This window comes from Burkholderia sp. JKS000303 (assembly GCF_002563755.1).
GTDB lineage: Bacteria > Pseudomonadota > Gammaproteobacteria > Burkholderiales > Burkholderiaceae > Burkholderia > Burkholderia anthina_B.
This window is the reverse complement of the sequence record NZ_PDBZ01000001.1, coordinates 2,180,978-2,207,315: the sequence shown is the minus strand read 5'-3', so window position 1 is coordinate 2,207,315 and position 26,338 is coordinate 2,180,978. Positions and strand designations below refer to the sequence as shown.

The 26,338-nt window shown below is 67.9% G+C and carries 21 protein-coding genes; 6 read left to right on the top strand and 15 right to left on the bottom strand.

What is annotated here, in order from left to right; translation table 11 throughout:
* Nucleotides 1-181: 181 nt before the first annotated feature.
* A complete protein-coding gene (locus BX604_RS10670) occupies nucleotides 182-1,618 on the bottom strand; it encodes a xylulokinase (protein ID WP_098550777.1) in 1,437 nt (478 codons plus the stop codon).
* A gap of 448 nt (nucleotides 1,619-2,066) precedes the next feature.
* Between BX604_RS10670 and BX604_RS10665 the strand changes: the two genes are divergently transcribed.
* Nucleotides 2,067-3,443: a nucleobase:cation symporter-2 family protein gene (locus BX604_RS10665; RefSeq protein WP_175775789.1), complete on the top strand. Its 1,377-nt coding sequence runs from the start codon at nucleotides 2,067-2,069 to the stop codon at nucleotides 3,441-3,443.
* 379 nt (nucleotides 3,444-3,822) lie between these two features.
* On the opposite strand, the gene BX604_RS10660 is transcribed toward BX604_RS10665, so the two are convergent.
* The 3 genes from BX604_RS10660 to BX604_RS10650 are packed head-to-tail and all read right to left on the bottom strand — an operon-like array spanning nucleotide 3,823 to nucleotide 9,833.
* Nucleotides 3,823-5,346 (bottom strand): efflux transporter outer membrane subunit, encoded by a 1,524-nt coding sequence (locus tag BX604_RS10660; RefSeq protein WP_098550775.1) that lies wholly within the window; start codon nucleotides 5,344-5,346, stop codon nucleotides 3,823-3,825.
* Nucleotides 5,346-8,546: an efflux RND transporter permease BpeB gene (bpeB, locus tag BX604_RS10655; protein WP_098550774.1), complete on the bottom strand. Its 3,201-nt coding sequence runs from the start codon at nucleotides 8,544-8,546 to the stop codon at nucleotides 5,346-5,348. The genes BX604_RS10660 and bpeB overlap by 1 nt, the downstream gene beginning before the upstream one ends.
* Before the next feature lie 15 nt (nucleotides 8,547-8,561).
* Nucleotides 8,562-9,833, bottom strand: coding sequence for an efflux RND transporter periplasmic adaptor subunit (locus BX604_RS10650; RefSeq protein ID WP_098550773.1), 1,272 nt, complete (start codon nucleotides 9,831-9,833; stop codon nucleotides 8,562-8,564).
* Between the two features lie 397 nt (nucleotides 9,834-10,230).
* On the opposite strand from BX604_RS10650, the gene BX604_RS10645 reads away from it, so the two are divergent.
* Nucleotides 10,231-10,872 carry a TetR family transcriptional regulator gene (locus tag BX604_RS10645; protein WP_098550772.1) on the top strand — a complete coding sequence of 214 codons (642 nt, stop codon included), beginning with the start codon at nucleotides 10,231-10,233 and terminating at the stop codon, nucleotides 10,870-10,872.
* 113 nt (nucleotides 10,873-10,985) lie between these two features.
* Here the strand turns inward: BX604_RS10645 and BX604_RS10640 are convergent, their stop codons facing one another.
* The gene (locus BX604_RS10640) at nucleotides 10,986-11,639 is read right to left on the bottom strand and encodes a cysteine hydrolase family protein (protein ID WP_098552816.1); all 654 of its coding nucleotides are present in this window, start codon (nucleotides 11,637-11,639) and stop codon (nucleotides 10,986-10,988) included.
* Between the two features lie 152 nt (nucleotides 11,640-11,791).
* Between BX604_RS10640 and BX604_RS10635 the strand changes: the two genes are divergently transcribed.
* Nucleotides 11,792-12,793, top strand: coding sequence for a helix-turn-helix domain-containing protein (locus tag BX604_RS10635; RefSeq protein ID WP_098550771.1), 1,002 nt, complete (start codon nucleotides 11,792-11,794; stop codon nucleotides 12,791-12,793).
* Between the two features lie 45 nt (nucleotides 12,794-12,838).
* On the opposite strand, the gene BX604_RS10630 is transcribed toward BX604_RS10635, so the two are convergent.
* The 6 genes from BX604_RS10630 to BX604_RS10605 all read right to left on the bottom strand — a co-directional run bounded on the left by BX604_RS10630 (nucleotide 12,839) and on the right by BX604_RS10605 (nucleotide 18,210).
* Nucleotides 12,839-13,549, bottom strand: a complete 711-nt coding sequence (locus BX604_RS10630; protein WP_098550770.1) for a CoxG family protein — start codon at nucleotides 13,547-13,549, stop codon at nucleotides 12,839-12,841.
* Between the two features lie 28 nt (nucleotides 13,550-13,577).
* Nucleotides 13,578-13,931 (bottom strand): DUF427 domain-containing protein, encoded by a 354-nt coding sequence (locus tag BX604_RS10625; RefSeq protein WP_098550769.1) that lies wholly within the window; start codon nucleotides 13,929-13,931, stop codon nucleotides 13,578-13,580.
* 146 nt (nucleotides 13,932-14,077) lie between these two features.
* Nucleotides 14,078-14,515, bottom strand: a complete 438-nt coding sequence (locus BX604_RS10620; protein WP_098550768.1) for a carboxypeptidase-like regulatory domain-containing protein — start codon at nucleotides 14,513-14,515, stop codon at nucleotides 14,078-14,080.
* A gap of 94 nt (nucleotides 14,516-14,609) precedes the next feature.
* Nucleotides 14,610-16,094: a DegQ family serine endoprotease gene (locus tag BX604_RS10615; RefSeq protein ID WP_098550767.1), complete on the bottom strand. Its 1,485-nt coding sequence runs from the start codon at nucleotides 16,092-16,094 to the stop codon at nucleotides 14,610-14,612.
* Between the two features lie 112 nt (nucleotides 16,095-16,206).
* The gene (locus BX604_RS10610; protein ID WP_098550766.1) at nucleotides 16,207-17,544 is read right to left on the bottom strand and encodes an ATP-binding protein; all 1,338 of its coding nucleotides are present in this window, start codon (nucleotides 17,542-17,544) and stop codon (nucleotides 16,207-16,209) included.
* Nucleotides 17,545-17,547: 3 nt separating this feature from the next.
* Nucleotides 17,548-18,210 carry a response regulator gene (locus BX604_RS10605; protein ID WP_098550765.1) on the bottom strand — a complete coding sequence of 221 codons (663 nt, stop codon included), beginning with the start codon at nucleotides 18,208-18,210 and terminating at the stop codon, nucleotides 17,548-17,550.
* A 183-nt stretch (nucleotides 18,211-18,393) separates the two neighbouring features.
* On the opposite strand from BX604_RS10605, the gene dacB reads away from it, so the two are divergent.
* From dacB to BX604_RS10590, 3 genes are all read left to right on the top strand, one after another.
* Nucleotides 18,394-19,941 (top strand): D-alanyl-D-alanine carboxypeptidase/D-alanyl-D-alanine endopeptidase, encoded by a 1,548-nt coding sequence (gene dacB, locus BX604_RS10600; RefSeq protein WP_098550764.1) that lies wholly within the window; start codon nucleotides 18,394-18,396, stop codon nucleotides 19,939-19,941.
* 345 nt (nucleotides 19,942-20,286) lie between these two features.
* Complete coding sequence (locus tag BX604_RS10595; protein WP_098550763.1) at nucleotides 20,287-21,201, top strand: sterol desaturase family protein; 915 nt, start codon at nucleotides 20,287-20,289, stop codon at nucleotides 21,199-21,201.
* 96 nt (nucleotides 21,202-21,297) lie between these two features.
* On the top strand, nucleotides 21,298-22,434 hold the full coding sequence (locus BX604_RS10590; protein WP_098550762.1) for an SGNH/GDSL hydrolase family protein: 1,137 nt from the start codon (nucleotides 21,298-21,300) through the stop codon (nucleotides 22,432-22,434).
* Between the two features lie 87 nt (nucleotides 22,435-22,521).
* Here BX604_RS10590 and BX604_RS10585 read toward each other — a convergent pair whose 3' ends face one another.
* From BX604_RS10585 to BX604_RS10570, 4 genes are all read right to left on the bottom strand, one after another.
* A complete protein-coding gene (locus tag BX604_RS10585; protein WP_098550761.1) occupies nucleotides 22,522-23,550 on the bottom strand; it encodes an L-threonylcarbamoyladenylate synthase in 1,029 nt (342 codons plus the stop codon).
* Between the two features lie 11 nt (nucleotides 23,551-23,561).
* The gene (locus BX604_RS10580; RefSeq protein WP_098550760.1) at nucleotides 23,562-24,755 is read right to left on the bottom strand and encodes a 5-(carboxyamino)imidazole ribonucleotide synthase; all 1,194 of its coding nucleotides are present in this window, start codon (nucleotides 24,753-24,755) and stop codon (nucleotides 23,562-23,564) included.
* A 78-nt stretch (nucleotides 24,756-24,833) separates the two neighbouring features.
* Nucleotides 24,834-25,355 carry a 5-(carboxyamino)imidazole ribonucleotide mutase gene (purE, locus tag BX604_RS10575; RefSeq protein WP_098550759.1) on the bottom strand — a complete coding sequence of 174 codons (522 nt, stop codon included), beginning with the start codon at nucleotides 25,353-25,355 and terminating at the stop codon, nucleotides 24,834-24,836.
* 15 nt (nucleotides 25,356-25,370) lie between these two features.
* Nucleotides 25,371-26,261 carry a phosphoribosylaminoimidazolesuccinocarboxamide synthase gene (locus BX604_RS10570; RefSeq protein WP_098550758.1) on the bottom strand — a complete coding sequence of 297 codons (891 nt, stop codon included), beginning with the start codon at nucleotides 26,259-26,261 and terminating at the stop codon, nucleotides 25,371-25,373.
* Between the last annotated feature and the right edge of the window lie 77 nt (nucleotides 26,262-26,338).

Below are 26,338 nucleotides of genomic sequence, written 5' to 3'. Positions count from 1 at the left end.
CGGAGCCGGCGCTTCGGTGTTGTCCCGAGCGACCTGCCCCTTGTAAAGCCGGGCCGCCCGGCACATGCGGCCCCTGTCGTGCCCGGCATCATCGTCGATCCCGGCACGCATCGTGTGCCGGAAACAGCCGTCGGCTTGCCACGATGCGTCATCGCTGACGCAACTGGACAAGTGCCCGAGTTTAAACACCCGCCGTGAACCATGCATCCGTTCGGGCGTACAGGTCGACGAAGCGTGCCAGACGTGCGGCCAGCGCGCGATCGTCGCGCGGCGCGGCGACGGGTGCTGCGGCCGGCGCCAACGTGTGCAACGCATCTTCGCGCCAGTGCCCGATCGCGACACCTGCGAGCAGCCCGGCACCGCGCGTCGCGGCGTTCGGGCAATCGACCGCGTCGAGCGACGCGCCAAGCGCGTCCGCAAGCAACTGTCGCCAGCGCGGATCGACCGAGCCGCCGCCCGCGAGACGCAGCGTCGTCACGGGATCGGCATGGTTCGCATCGCGAATCGCATCGAGCCCCGCGCGCAATGCGAACGCGACGCCTTCGAATGCCGCGCGCATCATCGCACCGCGCGTGTCGCCGAGCCCGAGGCCGAGCCAGCCGCCGCGCGCATCGGGGTTCATCCACGGCGAACGCTCGCCCGTCAGATACGGCAGAAAACACAGCCGCCCGGACGCCGGCTGCGCGAACGCGTCGTCGTATGCATCGGGCCAGCTCGCATAACCGAGCCAGCCGCGTACGGCTTCGAGCGCAAGCCCGACGTTCTGCATCGCGGCCATCGTGTAATAGCCGCCGCCTGCCGCGGTGCGATAGCGATGCAGCCCGCGCCGCGCCGGCGGCAACGTATCCGCGAGCACCACGATCTGGCCGCCGCTGCCCGTCGTCAGCAGCGCGTCGCCGGTCGCGACGAGCCCGCTGCCGAGCGCCGCGCAGGCGGTATCGGCGGCGCCCGTCGCGAGCGGCACGCCGGCCGGCAGACCGAGCGCCGCGGCGGCCGGCTCATCGAGCACCCCGCAGCGCATGCCCGACGCCCGCACCGGCGCGAAGCGGCCGGCCGGCAGGCCGAGCGCGTCGATCCGCGGCATATCCCAGGCGCCATCCGGTGTCGCAAGCGCAGTCGCGCACGCGTCGCTCGGATCAGCCGCGACGTCGCCGCCCAGCGCGATGCGCAGCCAGTCCTTCGGCTGCACGGCCCAGCGCGCGGCACGCAATGCCTGCGGCTCGTGTTCGGCCAGCCAGCGCAACAGCGGGCCCGCCATGCCGGGCGCGATGGGGTTCGGTGCGTCGGGCCAGCCCGTCGCATCGGCTTCGCGCACCGCACGTGTGTCGGGCCACAGCAGCGCGGGCCGCACCGGCTGCCCGGCCGCGTCGATCAGCACGACGCCGTGCATCTGGCCGGAGAAGCCGATCGCGACGACCTGCTCGCGCTCGCCAACCGGCAATTTCGCGGCGGCGCGCACCAGCGCATCCCACCAGACCTGCGGCGAGATTTCCGCCCAGCCCGGCTGCGGCGACGACAACGCATAGGGTTCGCTCGCGACCGCACGCTCGGTGCCGTCGGCATCGAGCGTGACGAGTTTGACGGAGCCGGTACCGAGGTCGATTCCGAGCAGGCGCATGACGGGAGGCGATATTCGAATGAACAAATGTCGATGATAGCGGGATCGCGATACGCGCCCCGATTGATACGGTCGATTTGCGCAGCGACGACGCCAAAACGCGGCCGCGACTGGCGAGTGGCGCCCGGGTGCACCTTGACGGCAAAAACGGCTGCTCGCGGGTTAACCCGGCACGATTTTTCGCCGGTCGATTTTGCCACTATGCCGTATGCGCGATACACACCATAAAGCGGCCTATATTTGACTCGGGGGTCCGCGCTATTTTGGAGCGCTATAAAACCGGGAAACCTCACTCCTACGGCAGTTTCCCGATGATCGCCACCCTGTTCCATGCCGAAATGGCATATCGAACCAGCAAAGAACGGAATAGAACCCAGCGCTCTTGTTGCGATGGTTCATTCCGCATAACTTCGTATCACCCCGAAAACAAGATCATGGAGTGAGACAGATGCAATCGAACACGGTCCATCCGTGCGATGAGGTGCTGCCGACCGGCAAGCTTGTAACGCTTGGTCTCCAGCACGTCCTCGTCATGTACGCCGGCGCTGTCGCCGTGCCGCTCATCATTGGCGGCGCGCTGAAGCTGCCGAAAGACCAGATCGCGTTTCTGATCAGCGCCGATCTGTTTTCGTGCGGCATCGCAACGCTGATCCAGACGCTTGGCCTGTGGATCTTCGGGATCCGCCTGCCCGTCATCATGGGCTGCACGTTCGCGGCAGTCGGCCCGATGATCGCGATCGGCACCAACCCCGGCCTCGGCATTCTCGACATCTTCGGTTCAACGATCGCGGCCGGCATCATCGGCATCGTGCTCGCGCCGATGATCGGCAAGCTGTTGCGGTTCTTCCCGCCCGTCGTCGTCGGCACCGTGATCGCCGTGATCGGGCTGTCGCTGATGGAAGTCGGCATTAACTGGGCGGCCGGCGGCGTCGGCAACCCCGAGTACGGCAGCCCCGTCTACCTCGGCCTGTCGCTGCTCGTGCTCACGCTGATCCTGCTGATCAACAAGTACGGCCGCGGCTTCCTCGCGAACATCTCGGTGCTGCTCGGCATCGTCGCCGGCTTCGTGATCGCGTTCGCCATCGGCCGCGTGAATACCGACGGCGTGGCGCACGCCGCATGGGTCGGCATCGTGATGCCGTTCCACTTCGGCTGGCCGCATTTCGACCCGCTGTCGATCGCGACGATGGTCACGGTGATGTTCGTGACGTTCATCGAATCGACCGGGATGTTCCTCGCGGTCGGCGACATGGTCGACCGTCCGGTCAACCAGGAGCGTCTCGTGCGCGGCCTGCGCGTCGACGGTCTCGGCACGCTGATCGGCGGCATCTTCAACTCGTTCCCGCATACGTCGTTCTCGCAGAACGTCGGCCTGATCGGCGTGACGGGCGTGAAGAGCCGGTTCGTCTGCGCGACGGGCGGCGTGATCCTGGTGTTGCTCGGCCTGTTCCCGAAGATGGCGCAGGTCGTCGCATCGGTGCCGCCGTTCGTGCTGGGTGGCGCAGGCATCGTGATGTTCGGGATGGTCGCCGCGAACGGCATCAAGGTGCTGTCGAAGGTCGACTTCGTGAACAACACGCACAACCTGTTCATCGTCGCCGTGAGCGTCGGCATGGGCCTCGTGCCGGTCGTGTCGCCGCACTTCTTCTCGAAGCTGCCGCCGGCACTCGCACCGATCCTGCACAGCGGCATCCTGCTGGCATCGGCAACCTCGGTGATCCTGAACATCGTGTTCAACGGCGTGAAAGGCGAGAAGGACGCACGTTGCGACATCCGCCGCGCCGGACACGACTTCGACGGACGCCCGGCCGACGTGCACCACTGATCGGCCCAACCCGGACGCGCCGGATCGCGGCGCGACGCGGTAAAGCAAAACGCCACGGCATGCCGTGGCGTTTTGCTTTGTGGGGAGGTGCGGAGGCTGGGGTGGCTGTGAGGTCGGGGCGTGCCGGCCTTCTGGCGATCGGCGGTTCGGTCACTGGCCGCCAAAACCTGGCGACATCATGCCGTGCGGCGTCACCCGGCTCCACCGCACAACGCAACGACAACACTCGACACCACCGACCCGAACACCCCCCCGCCCTCACCGCCAACCCGTCGCACAAAAAGAAAACGCCACGGACGCACGTCCGTGGCGTTTTCGCATGTACGGTCCAGCGCTTCGGCGAACCGGAGCGGTCGCCCGCCCCTGCCCGCCGCCGTGCTTACCCGTTGGTCGCCGTTGCCGACGCAGGCGCCGGAGCGGCGGCCTTGTCGTAGTCGTCCGTCTGGTCGGGTGCGCGCGGCGTCTCGCCTGCATGCTGGATCCAGCCGCCGCCCAGTTCGCGATACAGATCGACGAGGTTCGTCCAGCGCGCCAGACGCGCGCTGATCAGCGTCTGCTGTGCGGAGTACAGATCGGTTTGCGCGGTCAGCACCGACAGGTAGCTGTCGACACCGTTCTTGTAACGCAGATCCGACAGGTCGAAACGGCGCTGCTGCGCATGCTCGTTGCGCTCGAGCGCCGCGATCTGCTGGTCGTACGTACCGCGTGCGGCCAGCCCGTCCGCCACTTCGCTGAACGCCGTCTGGATCGCCTTCTCGTAGTTGGCGATCTCGATGCGCTTCTGCACGTGCGCGAGGTTCAGGTTCGCGATGTTCTGCCCGCCTTCGAAGATCGGCATCGTGATCTGCGGCGCGAACGACCACGCCGCCGTGCCGGCCTTGAACAGGCCGCCCAGCGTCGGGCTCGCGCTGCCGAACGCGGCCGTCAGCGAGATCTTCGGGAAGAACGCGGCGCGCGCAGCACCGATGTTCGCGTTCGCGGCCAGAAGCGCCTGCTCGGCCTGCATCACGTCCGGACGACGCGTCAGCAGGTCGGACGGCAGATCTGCCGGCACGTCCGTCAGCAGGTTCTGCGCGTCGAGCGGCAGGCCCGGCGGCAGATCGTCCGGCAGCGGCTCGCCGATCAGCAGCACCAGCGCATTCACGGCTTGCGCACGTGCACGCGCTTGCGCCTGCTGGTTCGCGAGCGCCGTCTCGACGACCGTCTGCGCCTGACGCAGGTCGAGCTCGGAGCCCGTGCCGTTGTCGAACTGCAGCTTCGTCAGGTCGTACTGCGCCTGAGCGGACTTCAGCGTGTTTTCCGTGACCTGCAGCAGGTCGTCGGTCGACAACAGCGTCAGGTACTGATCCGCGACCTGCGACACGAGCGAGATCTCGGTCGCCTGACGCGCATACGCGGTCGACAGGTACTGCGCGAGTGCCTGGTCCTTCAGGCTCTGCACGCGGCCGAACAGGTCGAGCTCCCACGACGCGGCCGCGTTGACGTTGTAGGCACGCGAGATCAGCGGTTGCCCCGTCGTCGACACGCCAGCCGGATAGCGCTGGATGCTGCCCGTGCCTACGCCGTCGAGCGTCGGGAACAGCCCCGCGCGCGTGATCTGGTACTGCGCACGGGATGCCTCGATGTTGAGCACCGAGACACGCAGGTTCCGGTTGTTCTTCAGCGCGATCTCGATCAGCCGCTGCAGGCGCGGATCGACGAAGAATTCGCGCCAGCCGATGGCGGTGGCCGCCTGGCCGTTCGCGCTGCGTGCACCGGCAGCACCCGGCTGCGTCGCATAGACGCCGCCGGCCGGGTACGCCTGCGCGACGGGCGCGTCGGGCCGCTTGTAATGCGGCGCCATCGTGCAGCCCGTGGCAAAGAGCGCGACCGCGATTGCAGTCAAAGCGTGTTTTTGCATCATCACTGTCCCTTGTTGCCTTCGTCGCCGTTGCTCGGCTTCTCTTCGTGGTGCGAGTGCTCCTGAGCCAGGCGCAGTGCCTCGTCGACGTCTTCCTTCTCGCCACTGAAGATCGAACGGATCTTCACGAAGAACATCGGGATCATGAAGATCGCGAGGAACGTCGCCGTGATCATCCCGCCGATCACGCCGGTACCGATCGCGTGCTGGCTCGCCGAACCCGCGCCATTGCTGATCGCGAGCGGCATCACGCCGAGAATGAACGCGAGCGACGTCATCAGGATAGGACGCAGCCGCAGGCGCGCTGCTTCCAGCGCAGCCTCGATCGGCCCCATCTTCTCCGTCACCTGCAGTTCGCGCGCGAACTCGACGATCAGAATCGCGTTCTTCGCGGACAAGCCCACCGTGGTCAACAGGCCGACCTGGAAGAACACGTCGTTCTCGAGGCCGCGCATCGTCGCCGCCAGCAGTGCGCCGATCACGCCGAGCGGCACCACCATGATCACCGAGAACGGGATCGACCAGCTTTCATACAGTGCCGCGAGACACAGGAACACGACCAGGATCGAGATCGCGTACAGGATCGGCGCCTGCGAGCCCGACTGGATTTCCTGGAACGACAGGCCGGTCCACGAATAGCCGATACCCACCGGCAGTTTCTTCGCGATCCCTTCCATCGCGGTCATCGCCTGACCGGTCGACTTGCCCGGTGCGGCCTGACCCTGGATTTCCATCGCCGACACGCCGTTGTAACGCTCGAGCTTCGGCGAACCGTACGTCCAGTGACCGGTCGCGAACGCGCTGAACGGCACCATCCCGCCCGACCCGTTGCGCACGTACCAGATGTTCAGGTCTTCCGGCGTCATCCGGAACGGCGCGTCTGCCTGCACGTACACCTTCTTGATCCGGCCGTCGGTATCGAGGAAGTTGTTCACGTACTGCGACGCCCATGCGATCGAGAACGTCTGGTCGATCGCCGATGCCGTCACGCCGAGCGCGTTCGCCTTCTCGCGATCGATGTCGACCTTGTACTGCGGCGTATCGTTCAGCCCGTTCGGACGCACGCCCTGCAGCGTCGGATCCTTCGAGGCCATCCCGAGCAGCTGGTTACGCGCGGCCATCAGCGCATCGTGGCCGAGACCCGCGTTGTCCGTCAGCTCGAAGTCGAAGCCGGCGGCCGTACCGAGTTCCGGAATCGACGGCGGGTTGAACGGAATCACGACCGCGTCCTTGTAGCCCGCATAGCGACCGAACATCCGGCCGATCAGCGCCTGGACCTTCTCGTTCGCATGCTGACGCTGCGAGAAGTCCTTCAGCTTCACGAACACGAGACCCGAGTTCTGGCCGCGGCCGGCGAAGCTGAAGCCGTTGACCGTGAACGTCGATTCGACGATGTTCTTCTCGTCCGTCAGCAGGTAGTTGGAAATGTTCGCGAGCGTCTTCGCGGTCGTTTCCTGCGTCGAACCCGACGGCGTCTGCACGATCACGAACATCAGGCCCTGGTCTTCATCGGGCAGGAACGACTTCGGCAGGCGCACGAACAGCAGCCCGACCGCGACGATCACGACCAGATAGATGATGAGCCAGCGGCCCGAGCGCTTGATCACGTGGTGCACGCCGACGTGGTACTTGTCGCGGCTGTTGTTGAACGTGCGGTTGAACCAGCCGAAGAAGCCCTTCTTCTCTTCGTGATGCCCTTGCGGGATCGGCTTGAGGATCGTCGCGCACAGGGCGGGCGTCAGAATCAACGCGACCAGCACCGACAGCACCATCGCCGACACGATCGTCAGCGAGAACTGACGATAGATCGCGCCGACCGACCCGCCGGAGAACGCGACCGGCACGAACACCGCCGACAGCACCAGCGCCACGCCGACGAGTGCGCCGGTGATCTGGCCCATCGCCTTGCGGGTCGCCTCCCTTGGAGACAGCCCCTCTTCCGCCATCACCCGCTCGACGTTCTCCACCACCACGATCGCATCGTCCACCAGCAGGCCGATTGCGAGCACGAGGCCGAACATCGACAGCGTGTTGATCGAGAAGCCCACCATCGACATGATCGCGAACGTGCCGAGCAGCACCACCGGCACCGCGATCGTCGGGATGATCGTCGCCCGCAGGTTCTGCAGGAACAGATACATCACGAGGAACACGAGCACGATACCTTCGAGCAGCGTCTTGACCACTTCCTCGATCGACAGCTTCACGAACGGCGTCGTGTCGTACGGATACTTCACGACGAGGCCGTGCGGGAAGAACGGTGCGAGCTCGTCGATCTTCGCGCGCACGGCCTTCGCGGTCGCAAGCGCGTTCGCGTTGGTCGCGAGCTGGATACCGAGGCCGGCCGTCGGCTGACCGTTGTACTTCGTGTCGAAGTTGTAGTTTTCGCCGCCGAGGCCGATCTGCGCGACGTCCTTCAGGCGAACCTGCGAGCCGTCCTGGTTGACCTTCAGCAGGATGTTGCCGAACTGCTCGGGCGTCTGCAGCAGCGTCGATTCGGTGATCGTCGCCTGCAGCACGGTGCCCGGCTTGGCCGGCGTGCCGCCGATCTGGCCGCCCGCGATCTGCACGTTCTGTGCGGTGATCGCGCTCGTCACGTCGACCGGCGTGAGGCCGTAGTTCGTCAGGCGGTTCGGGTCGAGCCAGATCCGCATCGCGTACTGCGAGCCGAACAGCGTGACGGTACCGACGCCGTTCAACCGGCTGATCGGATCCTTCACGTGCGACGCCACGAAGTTCGCGAGGTCGTACTTGTTCATGCTGCCGTCTTCGGAGTTGAAGGCGAGCACCAGCAGGAAGCTGCTGCTCGACTTCGTCACCGACAGACCGAGCTGCTGCACGACCTGCGGCAGAACCGGCGTCGCGAGCGACAGCTTGTTCTGGACCTGAACCTGTGCGATGTCGGCGTTGGTGCCCGGCGCGAACGTCAGCGTGATCGTTGAGTTGCCCGAGTCGTCACTCGTCGACGACATGTACAGGAAGTTGTCGAGACCGCTCATCTGCTGCTCGATCACCTGCGTCACCGTGTCTTCCACCGTCTTCGCGGAAGCGCCCGGGTAGTTCGCGGTAATCTGGATCGATGGCGGCGCGATCGTCGGATACTGCGAGATCGGCAGCGTGAAGATCGCCGCAACCCCGGCCAGCATCAGGATGATGGCGATCACCCATGCGAAGATCGGGCGATCGATAAAAAACTTTGCCATGAAACAGGCTCCCTGTTATTGCGCGCTCGACGCAGCGGCGGCGCTTGCCGGAGCAGCGCCCGATGCGGCGGCGCCCGAAGCGGCTGCAGCGCCGGAACCGGCGGCGGCCGGCGCGGCGGATGCGGCAGCGCCCGATGCGGCGTCCGGTGCCGACAACTGCGCCGGCACGGCCTTCACGGTCGCACCCGGACGCACCTTGTCGACGCCCTGCACGATCACGCGGTCACCCGCTTCCAGGCCGCCTTCGACGACCCAGTTCTGACCCTGCATGCCGGTCGTCTTCAGCGGATGCGACTCGACCTTGTTGCTCGCGTTCACGACCATCGCGATCGCCTGGCCCTTCTGGTCATGCGTGACGCCGATCTGCGGCACCAGGAAGGCGTTCTCGTTCACGCCTTCCTCGATCCGTGCCCGCACGAACATCCCCGGCAGCAGCACGCGGCCCGGGTTCGGGAACACCGCGCGGATGGTGACCGAGCCCGTCGTCTGGTCGACCGTCACGTCCGAAAACTGCAGCTTGCCCGGTTCCGGATAGGTCTTGCCGTCTTCCAGGATCAGCGACACCTTCGCCGCGCCCGGGCCGGTCGTCTTCAGACGGCCGCTCTGTACGTCCTGGCGCAGCTTCAGCCCGTCGAGGCTCGACTGCGTCAGGTCGACGTACACCGGGTCGAGCTGCTGCACCGTCGACATCAGCGTCGCCTGGCTCGCCTGCACGTACGCGCCCGGCGTCACTTGCGAAATGCCGACGCGGCCGGTGATCGGCGACACGACATCCGTATAGCCGAGGTTGATCTGCGCGGTGTCGACCGACGCCTTGCCGGCCGCGACGTCCGCTGCGGCCTGCCCTTGCGTAGCCACGGCGTTGTCGTAGTCCTGCTTGCTGACCGCGTTCGCGGCAACCAGCACCTTGTAGCGCGCGACCAGTGCGTTCTGCGTCACGAGATTCGCCTGCGCCTTCGCCAGCGTCGCCTTCGCGCTGTTCAGCGCGGCGATGTACGGGGCCGGATCGATCTTGTAGAGGCGCTGGCCGGCCTTCACGTCGCCGCCTTCGGTGAATTCACGGCGCAGCACGATGCCATCGACCCGCGCGCGAACCTGCGCGACGAGGAATGCACTGGTGCGGCCCGGCAGTTCGGTGAAGACCGGTACGTTTTGCGGCTGGACGGTGACGACGCCGACTTCCGGCGTTTGCGGCGGCGGTGCCGATTCTTTTTTCCCGCACGCGGCCAGGAAAACGGCGGCCGTCGCGACAGTGAGTAAGCGGTATGGAACCCGTTCGACGCGCATGGAGCGACCTCTGTGTATAGCCATTGGAATAAGTACGACGCCCGAACGGAGCGCCACACGGATGCGCCTCGCGGCGCAGATCGAACACCTGAATTACTGGACTACTAGATACAGCAAGTCGGCACGAAACCTCCATGCCGACGAGATGCCGCGAACTGCGGACTGTTACTTTGGCGGGAATCAGCAGAGTGGGATATTAACTGATTGCCACTTGGGCCATTCGATCGTAGGGTGGTATTGTATATACATTCACGAATGTATGTAAAAAGCCCGCTCGCCCGTCGCCGACCGCACAGTCTTACGAATTATTACCAGTCGCAAGCATAGCTGCTCCACGCGATCGCGACGAGGGTTGCAGACCCTATTTCAACTACGATCGACCCATTCAGGCCTGCACATGGTCAGACGCACCAAGGAGGAGGCACTCGAGACGCGCAACAGCATTCTCGATGCCGCCGAACACGTGTTCTTCGAGAAAGGCGTGTCGCACACGTCGCTCGCGGACATCGCCCATCACGCCGGCGTAACGCGCGGCGCGATCTACTGGCATTTCGCGAACAAGAGCGAACTGTTCGACGCGATGTTCGACCGCGTGTTTCTGCCGATCGACGAACTGAAGAGGATGCCGCTCGACGCGCCCGGCGGCAACCCGCTCGACAAGATCCGCAAGATCCTGATCTGGTGCCTGCTCGGGGTGCAGCGCGACTCGCAGCTGCGGCGCGTGTTCAGCATCCTGTTCATGAAATGTGAATACGTCGCCGATATGGAACCATTATTGCAGCGCAACCGCGCCGGGATGAGCGAGGCGCTGCACGCGATCGACGCCGACCTCGCGGTGGCCGTGCGGCTCAAGCTGCTGCCCGAGCGGCTCGACACGTGGCGCGCGACGCTGATGCTGCACACGCTTGTGAGCGGTTTCGTGCGCGACATGCTGATGCTGCCCGACGAGATCGACGCCGAACAGCATGCGGAAAAGCTCGTCGACGGCTGCTTCGACATGCTGCGCTACAGCCCGGCGATGCTGAAAATGAGCGACTGACGGTCGCCCCGCCGACGGCGCGACGCGCGCCGTTTCATCGTCAGCATCATCGGCGGCCGGTCGTCCCGGCCGCGCACGGGCTCCGCCCGATCGCTTCCTCCTCCCCGCTTCGTTCAGGCCGCCTTCGCGCGTTGCGCGCGGGCCCGCCGGTTCGACGCAGCCACCGAATCGCGCCCGGGCATCGTCGCACCGGCGAGTCCGGCGATCCACGCATCGGTCGACATCACCGCCGCGAAATTCGACTGGAACACCACCGTGTACGCGCGGTGAATCTCCTCGGCGCTCACCGCGCCCGCTTCATTCTCGTAAGGCAACGCACCGGTTGCGTCCGCCAGATACTCGACGTTCAACCCCGCGTGCGCCGCGTGATAGACGGTCGATGCATTGCAGTTGTGCGTCATGTAGCCGGCGACCGCGAGCGTGTCGACACCGTGCGCGGCAAGCCACGCGGCGAGGTCGGTGCCGGCGAACGCGCTGGCCTGTGCCTTCACGATCAGGTGCGCGTACGGCCGCCCGGCGACGACCGGGTGCAGCGCGACGCCGTCCGTGCCAGGCGCGAAGATCGGCGCGCCGGCCGGTGCGACGTGCTGGACCACGATCACCGGCACGCCGGCCGCATGCGCGGCGTCGATCGCGCGGCCGACGTTCGCAAGCGACGTGTCGACGGGCGGATACTCGATCGGCAGGTTGCCCGTCACGTATTCATTCTGGACATCGATCACGATGAGGGCGCGACGGGAAGCGGAAGACGACGCGGCATTCGACATGGCTGGCTCCGGGTTCGGCCGCGCCGCCCCGCTCCGGAACGGAGCGGCCGGCAGCGCGATGCGATGCATTGTCGGATCGCGTCGCGCACGCGGACAGTGGCCCGATAGCCATTCTTCGATAGAATCGGGCCATCGCCATCCCGGAGCCTGCCATGAGCGCCGTTGCGTCGCCCGCTGCTGCTGCCCCGACCGTCGTCGCCGTGATCGCGTACGACGGCATCAGCCCGTTCCATCTGTCGGTGCCGTCCGTCGTGTTCGGCAAGGAGCGCGATGCGGCCGCGACGCCCGCGTTCGAGTTTCGCGTGTGCTCGGCCGAGCGCGGGCCGTTGTCGACGACTGGCGGCTTCACGATCACCGCGCCGTACGGGCTCGATGCGCTCGACGACGCGGACATCGTGATCGTGCCGGCATGGCGCGACCCGGACGAAGCGCCGCCCGACGTGATGCTGGACGCGGTGCGTGCGGCCGCCGCACGCGGCGCGCAACTCGTCGGCCTGTGCCTCGGCGCGTACGTGCTCGCCGCGGCCGGGCTGCTCGACGGACGGCCGGCCACGACGCACTGGGCGTGGGCCGACGATTTCGCGCAGCGCTTTCCGCGCGTGAAGCTCGATCCCGACGTGCTGTACGTCGACGACGGCAACCTGATGACGTCGGCCGGCACGGCCGCGGGGCTCGACTGCTGCCTGCACGTCGTGCGCCGCCGCTTCGGCACGGACGCGGCGAACCAGATCGCCCGCCGCCTCGTGATCCCGCCGCACCGTCAGGGCGGGCAGGCGCAATACGTGCCGCAGCCGGTCGCCGCGCATCCGCGCGACGCGCGGCTCGCGGCGCTGCTCGACTGGGTGCGCGCGCATCTGGACGTCGCGCACAGCGTCGATTCGCTCGCCGAGCGCGTGCTGATGAGCCGGCGCACGTTCACGCGTCATTTCCGCCAGGCCACCGGCACGACCGTCACCGCGTGGCTGCAGGCGGAGCGGCTCACGCGCGCACAGCATCTGCTGGAAACCACCGGACAATCCATCGACGCGATCGCGCAGGCGGCCGGGTACGGGTCGAGCGTGTCGCTGCGCCAGCATTTCGCCGGTGCGCTCGGCACGTCGCCGTCGGCCTATCGGAGGGAATTTCGCGGCGCCGGGGCCGACGCGCGACGGTAGCGGCCGCCGCGGCAACCGCCGGCGGCCGGCCACGGGGCGGCGCGCTCAGGCGCCGTTGATCCAGCGCGCCGCGTAAAGCAGCAGCGCGACGAACACGACGATCGCCGCCCACACCCATACGGGCAGCGGGCCGGGTTCGCGATGACGCAGCGCACTGGTGGCGCGGCCGCTCAGCGCGCCGCCCACGTGCGGCGGCAACGGCCGCTTCGTCGCGGCCATGATCGACGCGGGCCGCAGGAATATATGCTGGCGACGCTGCGGGCCCGGGCGCGCACGGTTCGGCACGAGTCCGTGCTTCGCCTGCACGACCGCGCAGAATTCGCGGAAGAAATCGTCGGTCCACTCGCGCAGCGCGTTCTCGATCTGCCGTGCCGGCAATTCGGCGAGCGGCCCGCTCGCGGTCGCCCACACCACGTAGTCGATGCGCGTCGCGTCGGCGTCATCGTCGTCCGGCAGCAGCATGAGTTCGACCTGGCCGCGCAACGCCCCGAGGCCGTCGGCCCGCGCCTTGAAGTTGAGCACGCGGCGCGGCTGCCCTTCCGCATCGCCCTGCTCGCCCGCCGAATGCGCACGCACGTCGTAGCGCGCGCGCAGCGGGCCGAGCGGCACCGTGATGGTCAGCGCGAACTCGCCGTGCGGCCGCTTCACGAACGATTCGCAGTGGTCGAAGCTCGCCCGCAGCAGCGCGAGATCCTCGAGCGCGTCCCGCACGATCGCCGGCGCGAGCGGGACGCGTAACGTGTCGTTCAGTTCCATGATGCCTCCCCGATGAACGCATACCGCATCAGGATGTCTCGACGAGACTGTCGATCCGTGCGGCGTCGAAGGCAACGTAGTGCGCAAGCGCGGACGCGGCCTCCGGCGGTTCCTCGTAACTCCATGCGGCGTTCTCGATCACGCCGTCTTCGGTCTGCAAATCGAAATGCACGGCCTCGCCCCTCATCGGACAGACCGTCGTGACACCCGACTTCACGAGCCGGCGCATGTTGACGTCGTCGCGCGGCAGGTAGTGAATGTCCGGCAAGCCCGCCTCGCGCACCGTCAGCGCACCCTGCGAATCGGCATACGTGATGCCGCGATGGATCACCCGCACGCGATGGCGGTTCGGCACGATTTCGAGGCGGAGGGAGTCGGACATCGTTTCTCCTTCGGGCGGCCCCGGCAGGCAAGCCGGGCGCTGGACGGGCGCTGGAAACGAAAAAGCCACGGCACGCAGCCGTGGCTTTCATTATGGGCGAAACTTCGTCCGATTGCGCGACCCCGGACGGGGTCGCGGCCGACAATTTACTGCGCGCTCCACTGGAACGCCGCTTTCGCGCCGCCCTTCGAACCGACCGTGACCGCGCGCGACTCGTCGCTGCCCTGGTACGACGCATGGACGGTGTAGCGGCCCGGCGGCAGCTTCACGAGCATGTACGGCCCGCGTGCGTCCGTCTTCAGCACCTCGTTGCTCTTGCCGTCGACGATCCGCACGTGAACGTCGGCCAGATATTCGCCGCCCTTGCCGGTGAAGCGCAGCGAGAGCGGCCACGCCGCCTCGTTGCGCTCGAATGCCGTCGATTGATCCTTGCCGACGCCGCCTGACACGTAGCTCACATCGCCCTGCTGGCTCGCGGCGGGCAAGCCGTCCGACTGAGCGTACGCGCCGGTCGCGGCGGTCGCGAGGCCCGCGGCCAGCGCCGCGGCGACGGCAATTCGGGACACGTTGCGTAGATATTGCATGGCTCTCTCCTTTTGGGTCGGAACACAGCACCACGGGGCCGAACGACGGCGGCGCCCGCCGGGGCCGGCCAGGCCGGCCCGCAACGGCCGCCGGTCAGCTCAGGTCGACCGGCACGAAGATCTGTGCATTATCGCGCTGAATCAACAGAGCAAGACTGTTGCCTGCTCCCTTGACCGCATCGCGCAACTGCTCGGGGCTCGTGACCGGGCGGCCGTTGACCGCGAGGATCACGTCGCCGGGCTGGATGCCCGCGCTGGCGGCCGGACCGCCGGCCTGCTGCACGATCAGCCCGTGCGACAGGTTGTCGGCGCTGCGTTCCTGCGGCGTGAGCGGACGCACCGCGACGCCGAGGCGCCCCTGTTCGACCGGACTGCCGTCGTTCGACGCCAGCTTCGCATCGGTCATCGCGCCGAGCGTCACGGTGATCGACTTCTTCGCCTTGTCGCGCCACACCTGCAGGTCGGCCTTCGAACCGGGCTTCAGGTTCGCGATCTGCGCGGGCAGCGACGTGGAATCGGCAACCGGCGAGCCGTTCACCGCCAGGATCACGTCGCCGGGCTGCAGGCCGGCCTTCGCGGCCGGGCCGTTCGGGTCGACCGAGCTGACGAGCGCGCCGTCCGGCTTCTGCAGCCCGAACGAGCTCGCGAGCGTCTGGTTCAGGCCCTGCACGGCGACGCCGAGGCGGCCGCGGCTCACGTGGCCCGTCTTCACGAGCTCGTCCTTGACCTTGATCGCCTCATTGATCGGGATCGCGAACGACAGGCCCTGGAAGCCGCCCGTCTGCGAGTAGATCATCGAGTTGATGCCGATCACCTCGCCCTGCAGGTTGAACAGCGGGCCGCCCGAGTTGCCGGGGTTCACCGGCACGTCGGTCTGGATGAACGGCGTGTAGTTCTCGTCGGGCAGCGCGCGCGACTTCGCGCTGATGATGCCGGACGTGACCGTGTTGTCGAAGCCGTACGGCGAGCCGATCGCGACGACCCACTGGCCGACCTTGCTCTGCGACGGGTCGCCGATCTTCACGATCGGCAGGCCGCTCGCGTCGATCTTCAGCACCGCGACGTCGGACTGCTTGTCGGAGCCGACGACCTTCGCCTTGTACTCGCGCTTGTCGGTCAGCTTGACCGTCACGACGTTCGCGCCGTCGATCACGTGTGCGTTGGTGAGGATGTACCCGTCGGGGCTGATGATGAAGCCCGAGCCGAGGCTCGCGCTCGGCTGGTCGTCCGGCTGCGCGTCGCCGCCCATGCCCGGCACCTGACCGTAGAAGTGCTTGAAGAACTGGTAGAACGGGTCGCTCGGGTCCATCGGCAGCTGCGGCTGCTGCACGCGTCGCGACACCTGCTTCACGACGTGCTTCGCGCTGATGTTCACGACGGCCGGGCCATAGGTTTCGACCAGTCCGGAGAAATCGGGAATGCCGGTCTTCGCCGCGGCCTCGGCCGGCATCAGCGCGGCCGCCTGAGCGGGCGTGATGATCTGCGGATCGGCACGGCGGGTGCCTGCGACATAGCCGGCGGACAGCGCAGCCGCCACGGCGACCGCGACGGCACCGCGCGCAAGGAATCGGGTATTCATCGTAGGACCTCCTCTTTGTTAGGACGCAGCGTAACGACCCTGACTTAAAGGAGGCTTAATCGGCCTTAAGCGGGGCTTAAGCCGGTCGGCGCCGGGCCCCCGGCGCCGTTCCTCATACGGATTCGGGCGCCTGCGCAGGGATCTCGGCGTCGCGGAACACGACGCTCACGAGCAGGCCGCCCGCGGCCGCGTCGCCGAGCGACACCGTCGCGCCCTGCTGTGCCGCAACGCGCTTGACGATCGCGAGCCCGAGCCCGCTGCCCGACACGTCGGCGCGCGAGCGCGCCGAGCTGTCGCGGTAGAACCGGTCGAACACGCGCTCGCGCTCGTCGGCCGGGATGCCAGGCCCGCTGTCGCCAATCTGCACGCAGGCGCGGCCGGCCGCGTCGCACATCAGCGATACGTCGATGCGGCCGCCGTCGGGCGTGTACTTCACCGCGTTGTCGAGCAGGTTGCCGAACATCACGCGCAACGCGCCGACGTCCGCGACGACCGTCGCCGCGCGCGCCTCCTCGAAGCCGAGATCAATGTCGTGCCGCTGCGCGAGCGGCGCATGCGCGGCCACGCATTCGGCGAGCAGCGCCTGCAGGTCGACCGGCTCGCGCATCGTGGCGCCGTCGGGTTCGGCACGCGCCAGCGCGAGCAACTGCTCCGCGAGACGCGTCGCACGCGTGACGCCGTCCTGCAGATCGGCGACCGCCTCGCGACGCGACGCATCGTCCTTCGCACGCGCGACGAGCTGCGCCTGGATCTGCACGGCCGCGAGCGGCGTGCGCAGTTCGTGCGCGGCATCGGCGACGAAGGCCTTCTGCGTGTCGAGCGCCGCCGACAGCCGCGCGAGCAGCCCGTTCAGCGCACGCACGAGCGGCTGCACCTCGAGCGGCAGGCGCGCATCGGGCAACGGATCGAGCGCCTCCGGCCGGCGCGTCTCGACCGCGCGCGTCACGCGCGCGAGCGGCGCGAGCCCGCGCCCGACGATCATCCAGACGGCCGCGCCGAGGAACGGCAGCAGCACGATCAGCGGCCATAGCGTGCGCAGCGCGACGTTCGCCGCGAGCCGGTTGCGCACCGACAGCGGCTGCGCGAGCTGCACGACGTTGTCGCCGACGATCGCGCCGTACACGCGCCATTCGCCGCGATCGGTGCGCTCGGTCGAGAAACCCAGCTCCGCGCGCGGCGCGATCGGCGCGCGCGGATGCGAGAAGTACATCAGCACGCCGTTGCGATTCCAGATCTGGATCACGATGCCTTCGTCGCCGTTGGTGCGCGAGCCGAACACCTGCGAGAACGGCTCGGACGGCAGCGCGGCCGCGATTTCCTGCAGTTGATAGTCGAACAGCTCGTTCGCTTCGGCGAGCGCCTGCCGATAGATCAGCCAGCCCGCGATGCCCACGCCCGCGACGACGATCGCAAGCAGCCAGATCAGCAATTGATGACGAATCGACCGCACGCGTCAGCTTTCCTTGACGACCATGTAGCCCAGCCCGCGCACGTTGCGGATCAGATCCGAACCGAGCTTCTTGCGCAGCGCGTGGATGTAGACCTCGACCGTGTTGCTGCCGATCTCCTCGCCCCAGCCGTACATCTTCTCCTCGAGCTGGCTCTTCGACAGCACCGCGCCGGGCCGCGCGAGCAGTGCCTCGAGCAGCGCGAACTCGCGCGCGGACAGCGCAACGGGCGCGCCGTCGAGCGTCACCTGGTGCGACGCGGGATCGAGCGTGAGCGCGCCGTGGCGGATCAGCGACTCGCTGCGCCCCGCCTGGCGGCGGATCAGCGCGCGCATCCGCGCGCCGAGCTCATCGAGATCGAACGGCTTGACGAGGTAATCGTCGGCGCCGGCGTCGAGCCCCTTCACGCGATCGGCAACCGCATCGCGCGCGGTGACGATCAGCACCGGCACCGCCAGCCCGCGCGCGCGCAGCGTGCGCAGCACGTCGATGCCGTCGCGCTTGGGCAGGCCGAGATCGAGCAGCAGCAGGTCGTACGCCTCGCCGCCGAGCGCGGTGAGCGCCGCGTCGCCGTCCTGCACCCAGTCGACCGCGAAGCCGTCGGAGCGCAGCGCCTTGCGCACGCCCTCCGCGATCATCCGGTCGTCTTCGACAAGCAGAATGCGCATCGGAACAGGAATCCATGGGACGAGTGAGACATGGCGCCCATTGTAGCGCCGCGAATTGCCGGCGCCCCTTGCAATGCAACAGAAAGGCGGATTGCAAGGGACGTGTGCGGACTTGTCTCTACAATGTGCGCTCCGGCGCCGCGCGCGCCCCGCCCGAGTTTCGTGCTTTTCCCGTATTCGCCCATGCCGATTTCCGATCTTTCCACCCGGTTCGCGCCCAGCGCCCGCCTCTGCCTGCGCACCGCCGCCGTCGTCGCCACCTGCGCCGCCCTTGCCTTCGCACCGGCCGCGCAAGCCCGCAAGAAGTCCCACAAAGAAGCCCACAAGGAAGCGCGCAAGAGCGTCGTCGTGTCGCCGGCCGCGCGCGCGGCCGGCCTGCCGGCGTCCGTGCTCGTCGCGCTGCAGCGCGCGAAGGTGCCGGCGTCCGCGATGAGCGTCGTCGTCGAGCGGGTCGGCAACCCCGAGCCGCTGATCGCGTGGAACGCGAGCCGGCCGATGCTGCCGGCGTCGACGATGAAGCTCGTCACGACCTTCTCCGGCCTGTCGATCCTCGGCCCCGACTTCCGCTGGCGCACCACCGCGTATGCGGACGGCCCGATCGAGCCGGACGGCACGCTGCAGGGCAACCTGTACATCAAGGGCACCGGCGATCCGAAGCTCGTGCCCGAGGAACTGATCGACCTCGTCGACAAGATCCGCAAGGCCGGCGTCAAGCGCGTGGCCGGCGGCCTCGTCCTCGACAAGAGCTATTTCGCGGCGTCGACGCGCGACCTGCCGTCGTTCGACGACGACGTGAGCGCGCCGTACAACGTCGGCCCCGATCCGCTGCTGTACGCGTTCAAGGCCGTGTCGTTCACGGTCACGCCGGGCGACGACGGCAAGGTGGCCGTCGACGTGCTGCCGCCGCTCGCGGACCTGTCGATCGACAACCAGCTGCATGAAGGCAACGGCTCGTGCGGCGCGGCCGCCGAGGCCGCGCGCCCGACGCTGTCGACCGGCACCGGCGGGATCATGACGGCAGCGTTCGCCGGCGACTATCCGCTGCGCTGCGGCGCGCATACGACCAACCTCGCGATCCTCGATCACACGACGTTCTTCGCGCGCGGTTTCCTCGCGCTGTGGCAGCAGGACGGCGGCACGATCACGGGGCCGGTCAGCGAAGGCAAGGTGCCGGGCAACGCGCGGCCGCTCGCCGTGCATCAAAGCCCCGTGCTCGGCAACATCGTCTACGACATCAACAAGTTCAGCAACAACGTGATGGCGCGCAACCTGTTCCTGACGATCGGCGCGGTCGCCGGCAGGCCGCCCGCGACGCCGGAGCAGTCGAGCCGCGTCGTGCACGCGTTCCTGCAGAAGAACGGCATCGCGATGCCCGATCTCGAACTGCAGAACGGCTCGGGCCTGTCGCGCGACGAGCACGTGAGCGCGCTGTCGCTCGCCGCGTTGCTGCAGGCCGCGAACGCGAGCCCCGTCGCGCAGGCGTTCGTCGATTCGCTGCCGATCGCCGGCATCGACGGCACGATGAAGAACCGCCTGACCAACGCCGGCGTGCTCGGCAACGCGCACATCAAGACCGGCACGTTGCGCGACGTGCGCGCGATCGCGGGCTACGTGGCGGGCGCCGACGGCCAGAGCTACATCGTCGTCAGCTTCATCAACGACGATCACGCCGAAGCCGCGCGCGCCGCGCACGACACGCTGCTCGAATGGATCTACGCCGGCGCGCACTGACGCTGCGCCATCGGCTCGCGCCGGTAACGGCGCGGCACCTCATCCCGGGGCCCGGCAGGCCATCTGCCGCCGCCCCTTCTCCCTCCGAAACGCCATGCGCGGTTTGAAACGGCCGCCGTCGCCGGCACGCCGCAACCCGCGCGCCGGCGCTGCCCAAAAAACGGGGCCATACCGCCCGCGCCCGTGCCGCGCGGCTTCCGTAGAAACCCTGTCCTCAGAGGGAACCCTCTACGGTGCCCCCTCGCCTAGCGCGTGGCGATTGCGTAGGCTGTTGGCCTGATCGATATCTACAACGGGCCACGTGCCCGGCCTCACGGCTTGCAGGGGAAAGGAGGAGACACGTCCATGCGATTCGACGTCGAATTGCTTCTGCTCGCGCTGGCGCCCGTCTTCCTGCTCTGCATCGGCTGGGAGGCCTGGCACCTCGCCCGCACACGTGCGCAGGACCATGTCTATGCGTGGCGCGACACGCTGTGCAACGCGGCGCTCGCGCTGATGCACCAGGGTGCCGACAAGCTCGCGTGGTTGTTCGTGATCCCCGTTTATGCGTACTGCTACGCACATTTCCGGCTGTTCACGTGGCACGACGGCTGGCTGTCGTTCGCCGTGCTGTTCGTCGGGCAGGACCTGCTCTACTACGTGTTCCATCGCGCGAGCCATCGCGTGCGCTGGCTGTGGGCCGCGCACGTCGTGCACCACTCGTCCGAGCGCATGAACTTCTCGACCGCGTTCCGGCAGAGCCTGATGTATCCCGTCGCAGGCATGTGGGTATTCTGGCTGCCGCTGGCGTTCGTCGGCTTTCCGCCGCAGCAGATCGTCGGCGTCGTGCTGATCAATCTCGCGTTCCAGTTCTTCGTGCATACGCAGGCGATCGGCAAGCTCGGCTGGCTCGAGTACGTGCTCAACACGCCGTCGATCCATCGTGCGCACCACGCGCGCAATCCGCGCTACATCGACCGCAATTACGCAGGTGTCCTCGTGATCTGGGATCGCCTGTTCGGCAGCTACGTCGAGGAATCGCCCGACGACCCGCCGCAATACGGAATCGTCGAGCCGCTGGGCTCGAACAACCCGCTCGTCGCGACGTTTCACGAGTGGGTGTCGATGGCGGCCGACGCGTTGCACGTCGAAGGATGGCGCAACAAGCAGCGCGCGATTTTCGGCCCGCCCGAATGGGCGAGCGCTTATCATGCGCAGATCGCCGAGGCCGCAAACCACGATCCGCGCACCACGCCGCTTGCGGCCGTGCGCGACCAATAAACCACTTCAGCCAACGGCCGCCGCGCAGTCCGGACCTGAACAGACACGCGGCAGATGCACGATACATCTGGGCCATATCAACGAGGAGATCCATCGATGCAATCACAACAACGCACCCCGTCGCGCAACCGGCAACGCCTGCTGCGCACCGCGCAGGTCGCGATCGCGGGCGCCGCGCTCGCATTGCTCGCCGCGTGCGGCGGCGGCGACGACAACAACAGCAGCGCATCGAACACGCCGCCGTCCGGCGTGCAGATGCAGATCGTCTCGTTCGGCGACAGCCTGTCGGACGCCGGCACCTACTCGCAGATCAAGCTCGGCTTCGGCGGCGGCCGCTTCACGACCAACCCCGGCCAGGTATGGACGCAGGACGTCGCGCAGTACTACGGCGACACGCTGCAACCCGCGAACCAGGGCGGCTTCGGCATTCCGCTGCAGGCCACCGGCGGCCTCGGCTATGCACAGGGCGGCTCGCGCGTGACGCTGCAGCCGGGCATCGGCCACGCGGATGCGAGCGTGGCGAACGCGGACTACGCGCAGGCGACCACGACGCCGATCGCCGACCAGGTCAAGCAGTACCTGTCGCAGCACGGCACCTTCAACGCAGGCCAGATCGTGCTGATCAACGGCGGCGCGAACGACATCTTCTATCAGGCGCAAGTCGCGCAGGCGCAAGGCAACACGCCGGCTGCGCAGCTCGCGGCCGCCCAGGCGATCGGCTTGGCCGCGCAGCAGCTCGCGGCCCTCGTCCAGCAGATCGTCGCGTCCGGCGCGACGCACGTGTTCGTCGCGAACGTGCCGGACATCGGCGGCACGCCGCTCGCGCTGCAGGGCGGCACGCAGGCCGTGTTCACGCAACTGTCGGGGCTGTTCAACCAGACGCTGGTCGGCACGCTGGCCGCGCTGAAGGTCGACGCGACGAAGTATGCGGTGGTCGATTCGTTCACGTGGCAGGACGGCATCGCGGCCAACTACCAGGCGAACGGCTTCACCGTGTCGAACACCGACACCGCCTGCAACCTGAAGGCGATGGTCGCGGCGGCGACGCAATACGGCGTCGCGGACGCGAGCGCTTTCGGCTCGTCGCTGTTCTGCTCGCCGCAGACCTACACGACCCCCAACGCGGACCAGACCTACATGTTCGCCGACACGGTCCACCCGACGACCCACCTGCACGCGCTGTTCGCGCAGTACGTCGAGAAGCAGATCGCGGCATCGGGCGTCGGCAAGTAAGCCACCCGCCGCGCGCACCAACGAAAACGCCCGACCGGTTCGCCGGTCGGGCGTTTTTTGTTCGTGGCCCGGTTGAAGCGGGCGGCGTCAGTCGCGCGCTTCGAAGGCCGCGGCCGCGCGGCCGAGGCGATCGTTGACCGCGATCCACTCGACGGTCTCGGGCAGCTTCTCGACGAGAATGCGGGCGACCTGCGCACGGTCGAGCGCACGCAGCATGCCGTACAGATCACGCGCATAGGCCTGCGGATCTTCCGGCGCCGCGACGAAATGCACGCCGTCGGCCTGCGCCCAATGCGCCGCGCGCGATGCGCGTGCGACCAGCGCGACGCGTTCGCCGTCGGTCTGCGCGGCCGCGAGCAGCGCCTCGAGCGCCTCGAACGGCAGCAGCGCGAGCGGCGTGCGCGGCGCGTAATGCGCCTTCAGCGTGCCGGACGCGCGCGGTGCGGTCGCGTCGCTGCCGTCGGGCAGTTGCGGCGCGCGGCCGAGCACGGCGGCGATCTGCTGCGGCGTCACGTGGCCCGGACGCAGGAGTGCCGGGAAACCGCGCGACAGATCGAGAATCGTCGACTCGATGCCGACTTCGGATGCGCCGCCGTCCAGCACATGGACCGTATCGCCGAATTCGTCGCGCACGTGCTGCGCCGTGGTCGGGCTCACATGCCCGAACCGGTTCGCGGACGGCGCAGCCACCCCGCCGTGGCCGCCGCGCCGCGCGCTGAACGCGGCCAGCAGCGCCTGCGCGACCGGATGCGACGGGCAGCGCAGCCCGACCGAGTCCTGCCCGCCGCTCACGGCATCCGGAATGCGCGCATGGCGCTTCAGGATCAACGTCAGCGGGCCCGGCCAGAATGCATCGATCAGTGCCTGCGCATCGGCCGGCAGGTCGGCGGCCCAGTAGCCCGGATCGCCGCCGGGCGGCAGATGCACGATCACCGGATGGTTCGCGGGGCGCCCTTTCGCCGCGTAGATGCGCGCGACGGCCTCGGGGTTCGCCGCATCGCCGCCGAGCCCGTAGACGGTTTCGGTCGGGAACGCGACGAGTTGCCCCGCGTCGAGCAGCGCGGCGGCCGCGTCGATCTGGGCAGGCGTCACGGCATTCGGGAGATCGCTGGACATCGGCTGGCGCCTCAGTCGAGCGGCACGCGCAGCAACTGCGCGCACGCGGTGGCCGCGGCGACGGCTTCGTCGCGCGTCTCGGCCGTGAAGTTCACGTGGCCCATCTTGCGGCCGACGCGCGCTTCTTCCTTGCCGTACAGATGCAGGTGCGCGGCCGGCATGTCCGCGACGGTGTCCCACGGCGGCGTGACGGCTTCGGCCGCACCGTTCGGGAACCACACGTCGCCGAGGATGTTCAGCATCGCGGCCGGCGAATGCTGGCGCGGGTTGCCGAGCGGCATGCGGGTCATCGCGCGCACCTGCTGCTCGAACTGACTCGTTGCGCACGCATCGACCGTGTAGTGGCCGGAATTGTGCGGGCGCGGCGCCATCTCGTTCGCGACGAACGAGCCGTCTTCCAGCACGAAGAATTCGACGCACAGCACGCCGACGTAACCGAGCGTATCGGCGATCCGCACGGCTGCCTGCTGCGCTTCCTCGACGCGCGCGGCATCGGCGGCCGGCGCCGGCACGATCGTCAGCGCGAGGATGCCGTTGTGGTGCACGTTCTGCGCGAGCGGGAACGCGGCCGAGCGGCCGTCCGCGCCGCGCGCGATCAGCGCCGACACTTCGTATTTCAGCGGCAGGCGCTTTTCCAGCACGCACGCCACGCCGCCGAGCGCCGCATGCGCATCGCGCGCTTCCCGCGCGGTGCTCACGCGCACCTGGCCCTTGCCGTCGTAGCCGAGCCGTGCCGTCTTCAGGATGCCCGGCAGCACCGCGTCGAGCGCGGCATCGTCGAGCGCGGCGAGCGCCGCGGCCGATTCGATCACGACGTGCGGTGCGACCGGCACGCCCGAGGCTTCGATGAAACGCTTCTCCGCGATCCGGTCCTGCGCGACCGCGACGCAGCGCCCGGCCGGCGCGACGAACGTCGTGCGCGCGAGGAAATCGAGGCTCGCGGCCGGCACGTTCTCGAACTCCGTCGACACGGCATCGCACAGTTCTGCCAGCTCGGCGAGTGCGGCTTCGTCGTCGTAGGCTGCGCGCAGGTGACGGTCGGCGACCGTGCCGGCCGGGCTCGTCGGATCGGGATCGAGCACGGCGACGCGATAGCCCATCGACTGGGCGGCAAAGCAGAACATGCGGCCGAGCTGGCCACCGCCGACCATGCCAAGCCACGCGCCGGGCAGGATCGGGGAAACGGAATCAGGAGTTGCGGTCATGTCAGTGATCGGTCGCGGCGGGCGCTGCCCGCCGCAGTAGGAGGGTCAGGCGGCCGCGATGCGCGGCCGCCGGTGCCGTCATTCCAGCGGCGGCAGCACCATCGCGTGCGCGGCTTCGTTCTGGCGCACGCGGAACGCGGCGAGCCGGTTCGCGTAGTCGACCGACGTGACGGACAGGATCGACACCGCGAACAGCGCCGCATTCGCAGCACCGGCCTCGCCGATCGCGAACGTCGCGACCGGCACACCCTTCGGCATCTGGACGATCGAGTGCAGCGAATCGACGCCCTTCAGGTACTTGCTCGCGACCGGCACGCCGAGCACCGGCACCGTGGTCTTCGCGGCCAGCATGCCGGGCAGGTGCGCGGCGCCGCCGGCGCCCGCGATGATCGCGCGCAGCCCGCGCTCGCGCGCCTTCTCTGCGTAGTCGAACATCTCGTCGGGCATCCGGTGCGCGGACACGACCTTCGCTTCGTACGGCACGCCGAATTCCTGCAGGATCGCGACCGCGTTCTTCATCACGTCCCAGTCGGAGCTCGAGCCCATCAGCACGCCGACGAGCGGCGCGCTGTGCGTGTGGGCGGTCTGGACTTCACTCATTTCACGTTCCTTCTGTCAGGCAAGCGGCTGGCCGGTGATGCGCTCGAGCGCTTCCTGATACTTCGCGGCCGTCTTTTCGACGACGTCGGCCGGCAGCGCCGGTGCCGGTGCGGTCTTGCCCCACGGCTGCGCTTCGAGCCAGTCGCGCACGAACTGCTTGTCGAACGACGGCGGGTTCGTGCCGACCTGGTACTGGTCGGCCGGCCAGAAGCGCGACGAATCGGCCGTCAGCACTTCGTCCATCAGGTACAGCTTGCCGTGGTTGTCGAGGCCGAATTCGAACTTCGTGTCGGCGATGATGATGCCGCGCGTCGCCGCGTAATCGGCCGCTTCCTTGTACAGCTTGATCGAGATGTCGCGGATCGTCGCGGCCAGCTCGGTGCCGATGCGGCGCTCGGTTTCCTCGAACGTGATGTTCTCGTCATGCTCGCCGAGCTCGGCCTTCGCGGCCGGCGTGAAGATCGGCTCAGGCAGCTTCTGCGCGTTCTGCAGCCCTTCCGGCAATTGCACGCCGCACACCGCGCCCGACGTCTGGTATTCCTTCCAGCCGCTGCCCGCCAGGTAGCCGCGCACGACTGCCTCGATCATGATCGGCTCGAGGCGCTTGACGACCGCCGCACGGCCCTTGACCTGCTCGACCTCGTCGGCCGCGACGACCGCTTCCGGCGCGTCGCCCGTCAGGTGGTTCGGCACGATGTGTGCGAGCTTGTCGAACCAGAAGTTCGCCATCTGGTTCAGCACGCGGCCCTTGTTCGGAATCGGCTCGCCCATGATCACGTCGAATGCCGACAGACGGTCGGTCGTGACGATCAGGAGCTTGTCGTTGCCGACCGCGTAGTTGTCGCGGACCTTGCCGCGACCGAGGAGCGGCAGCGAGCGGAGCGTGGATTCGTAGAGGGTAGACATCGTCTTTTCGCAGATAAGGAGCCAAACAAAAAGGGAAACGCCGTTCCCCGCGGCAGGCGGGAACGGCGGTCTTGCAA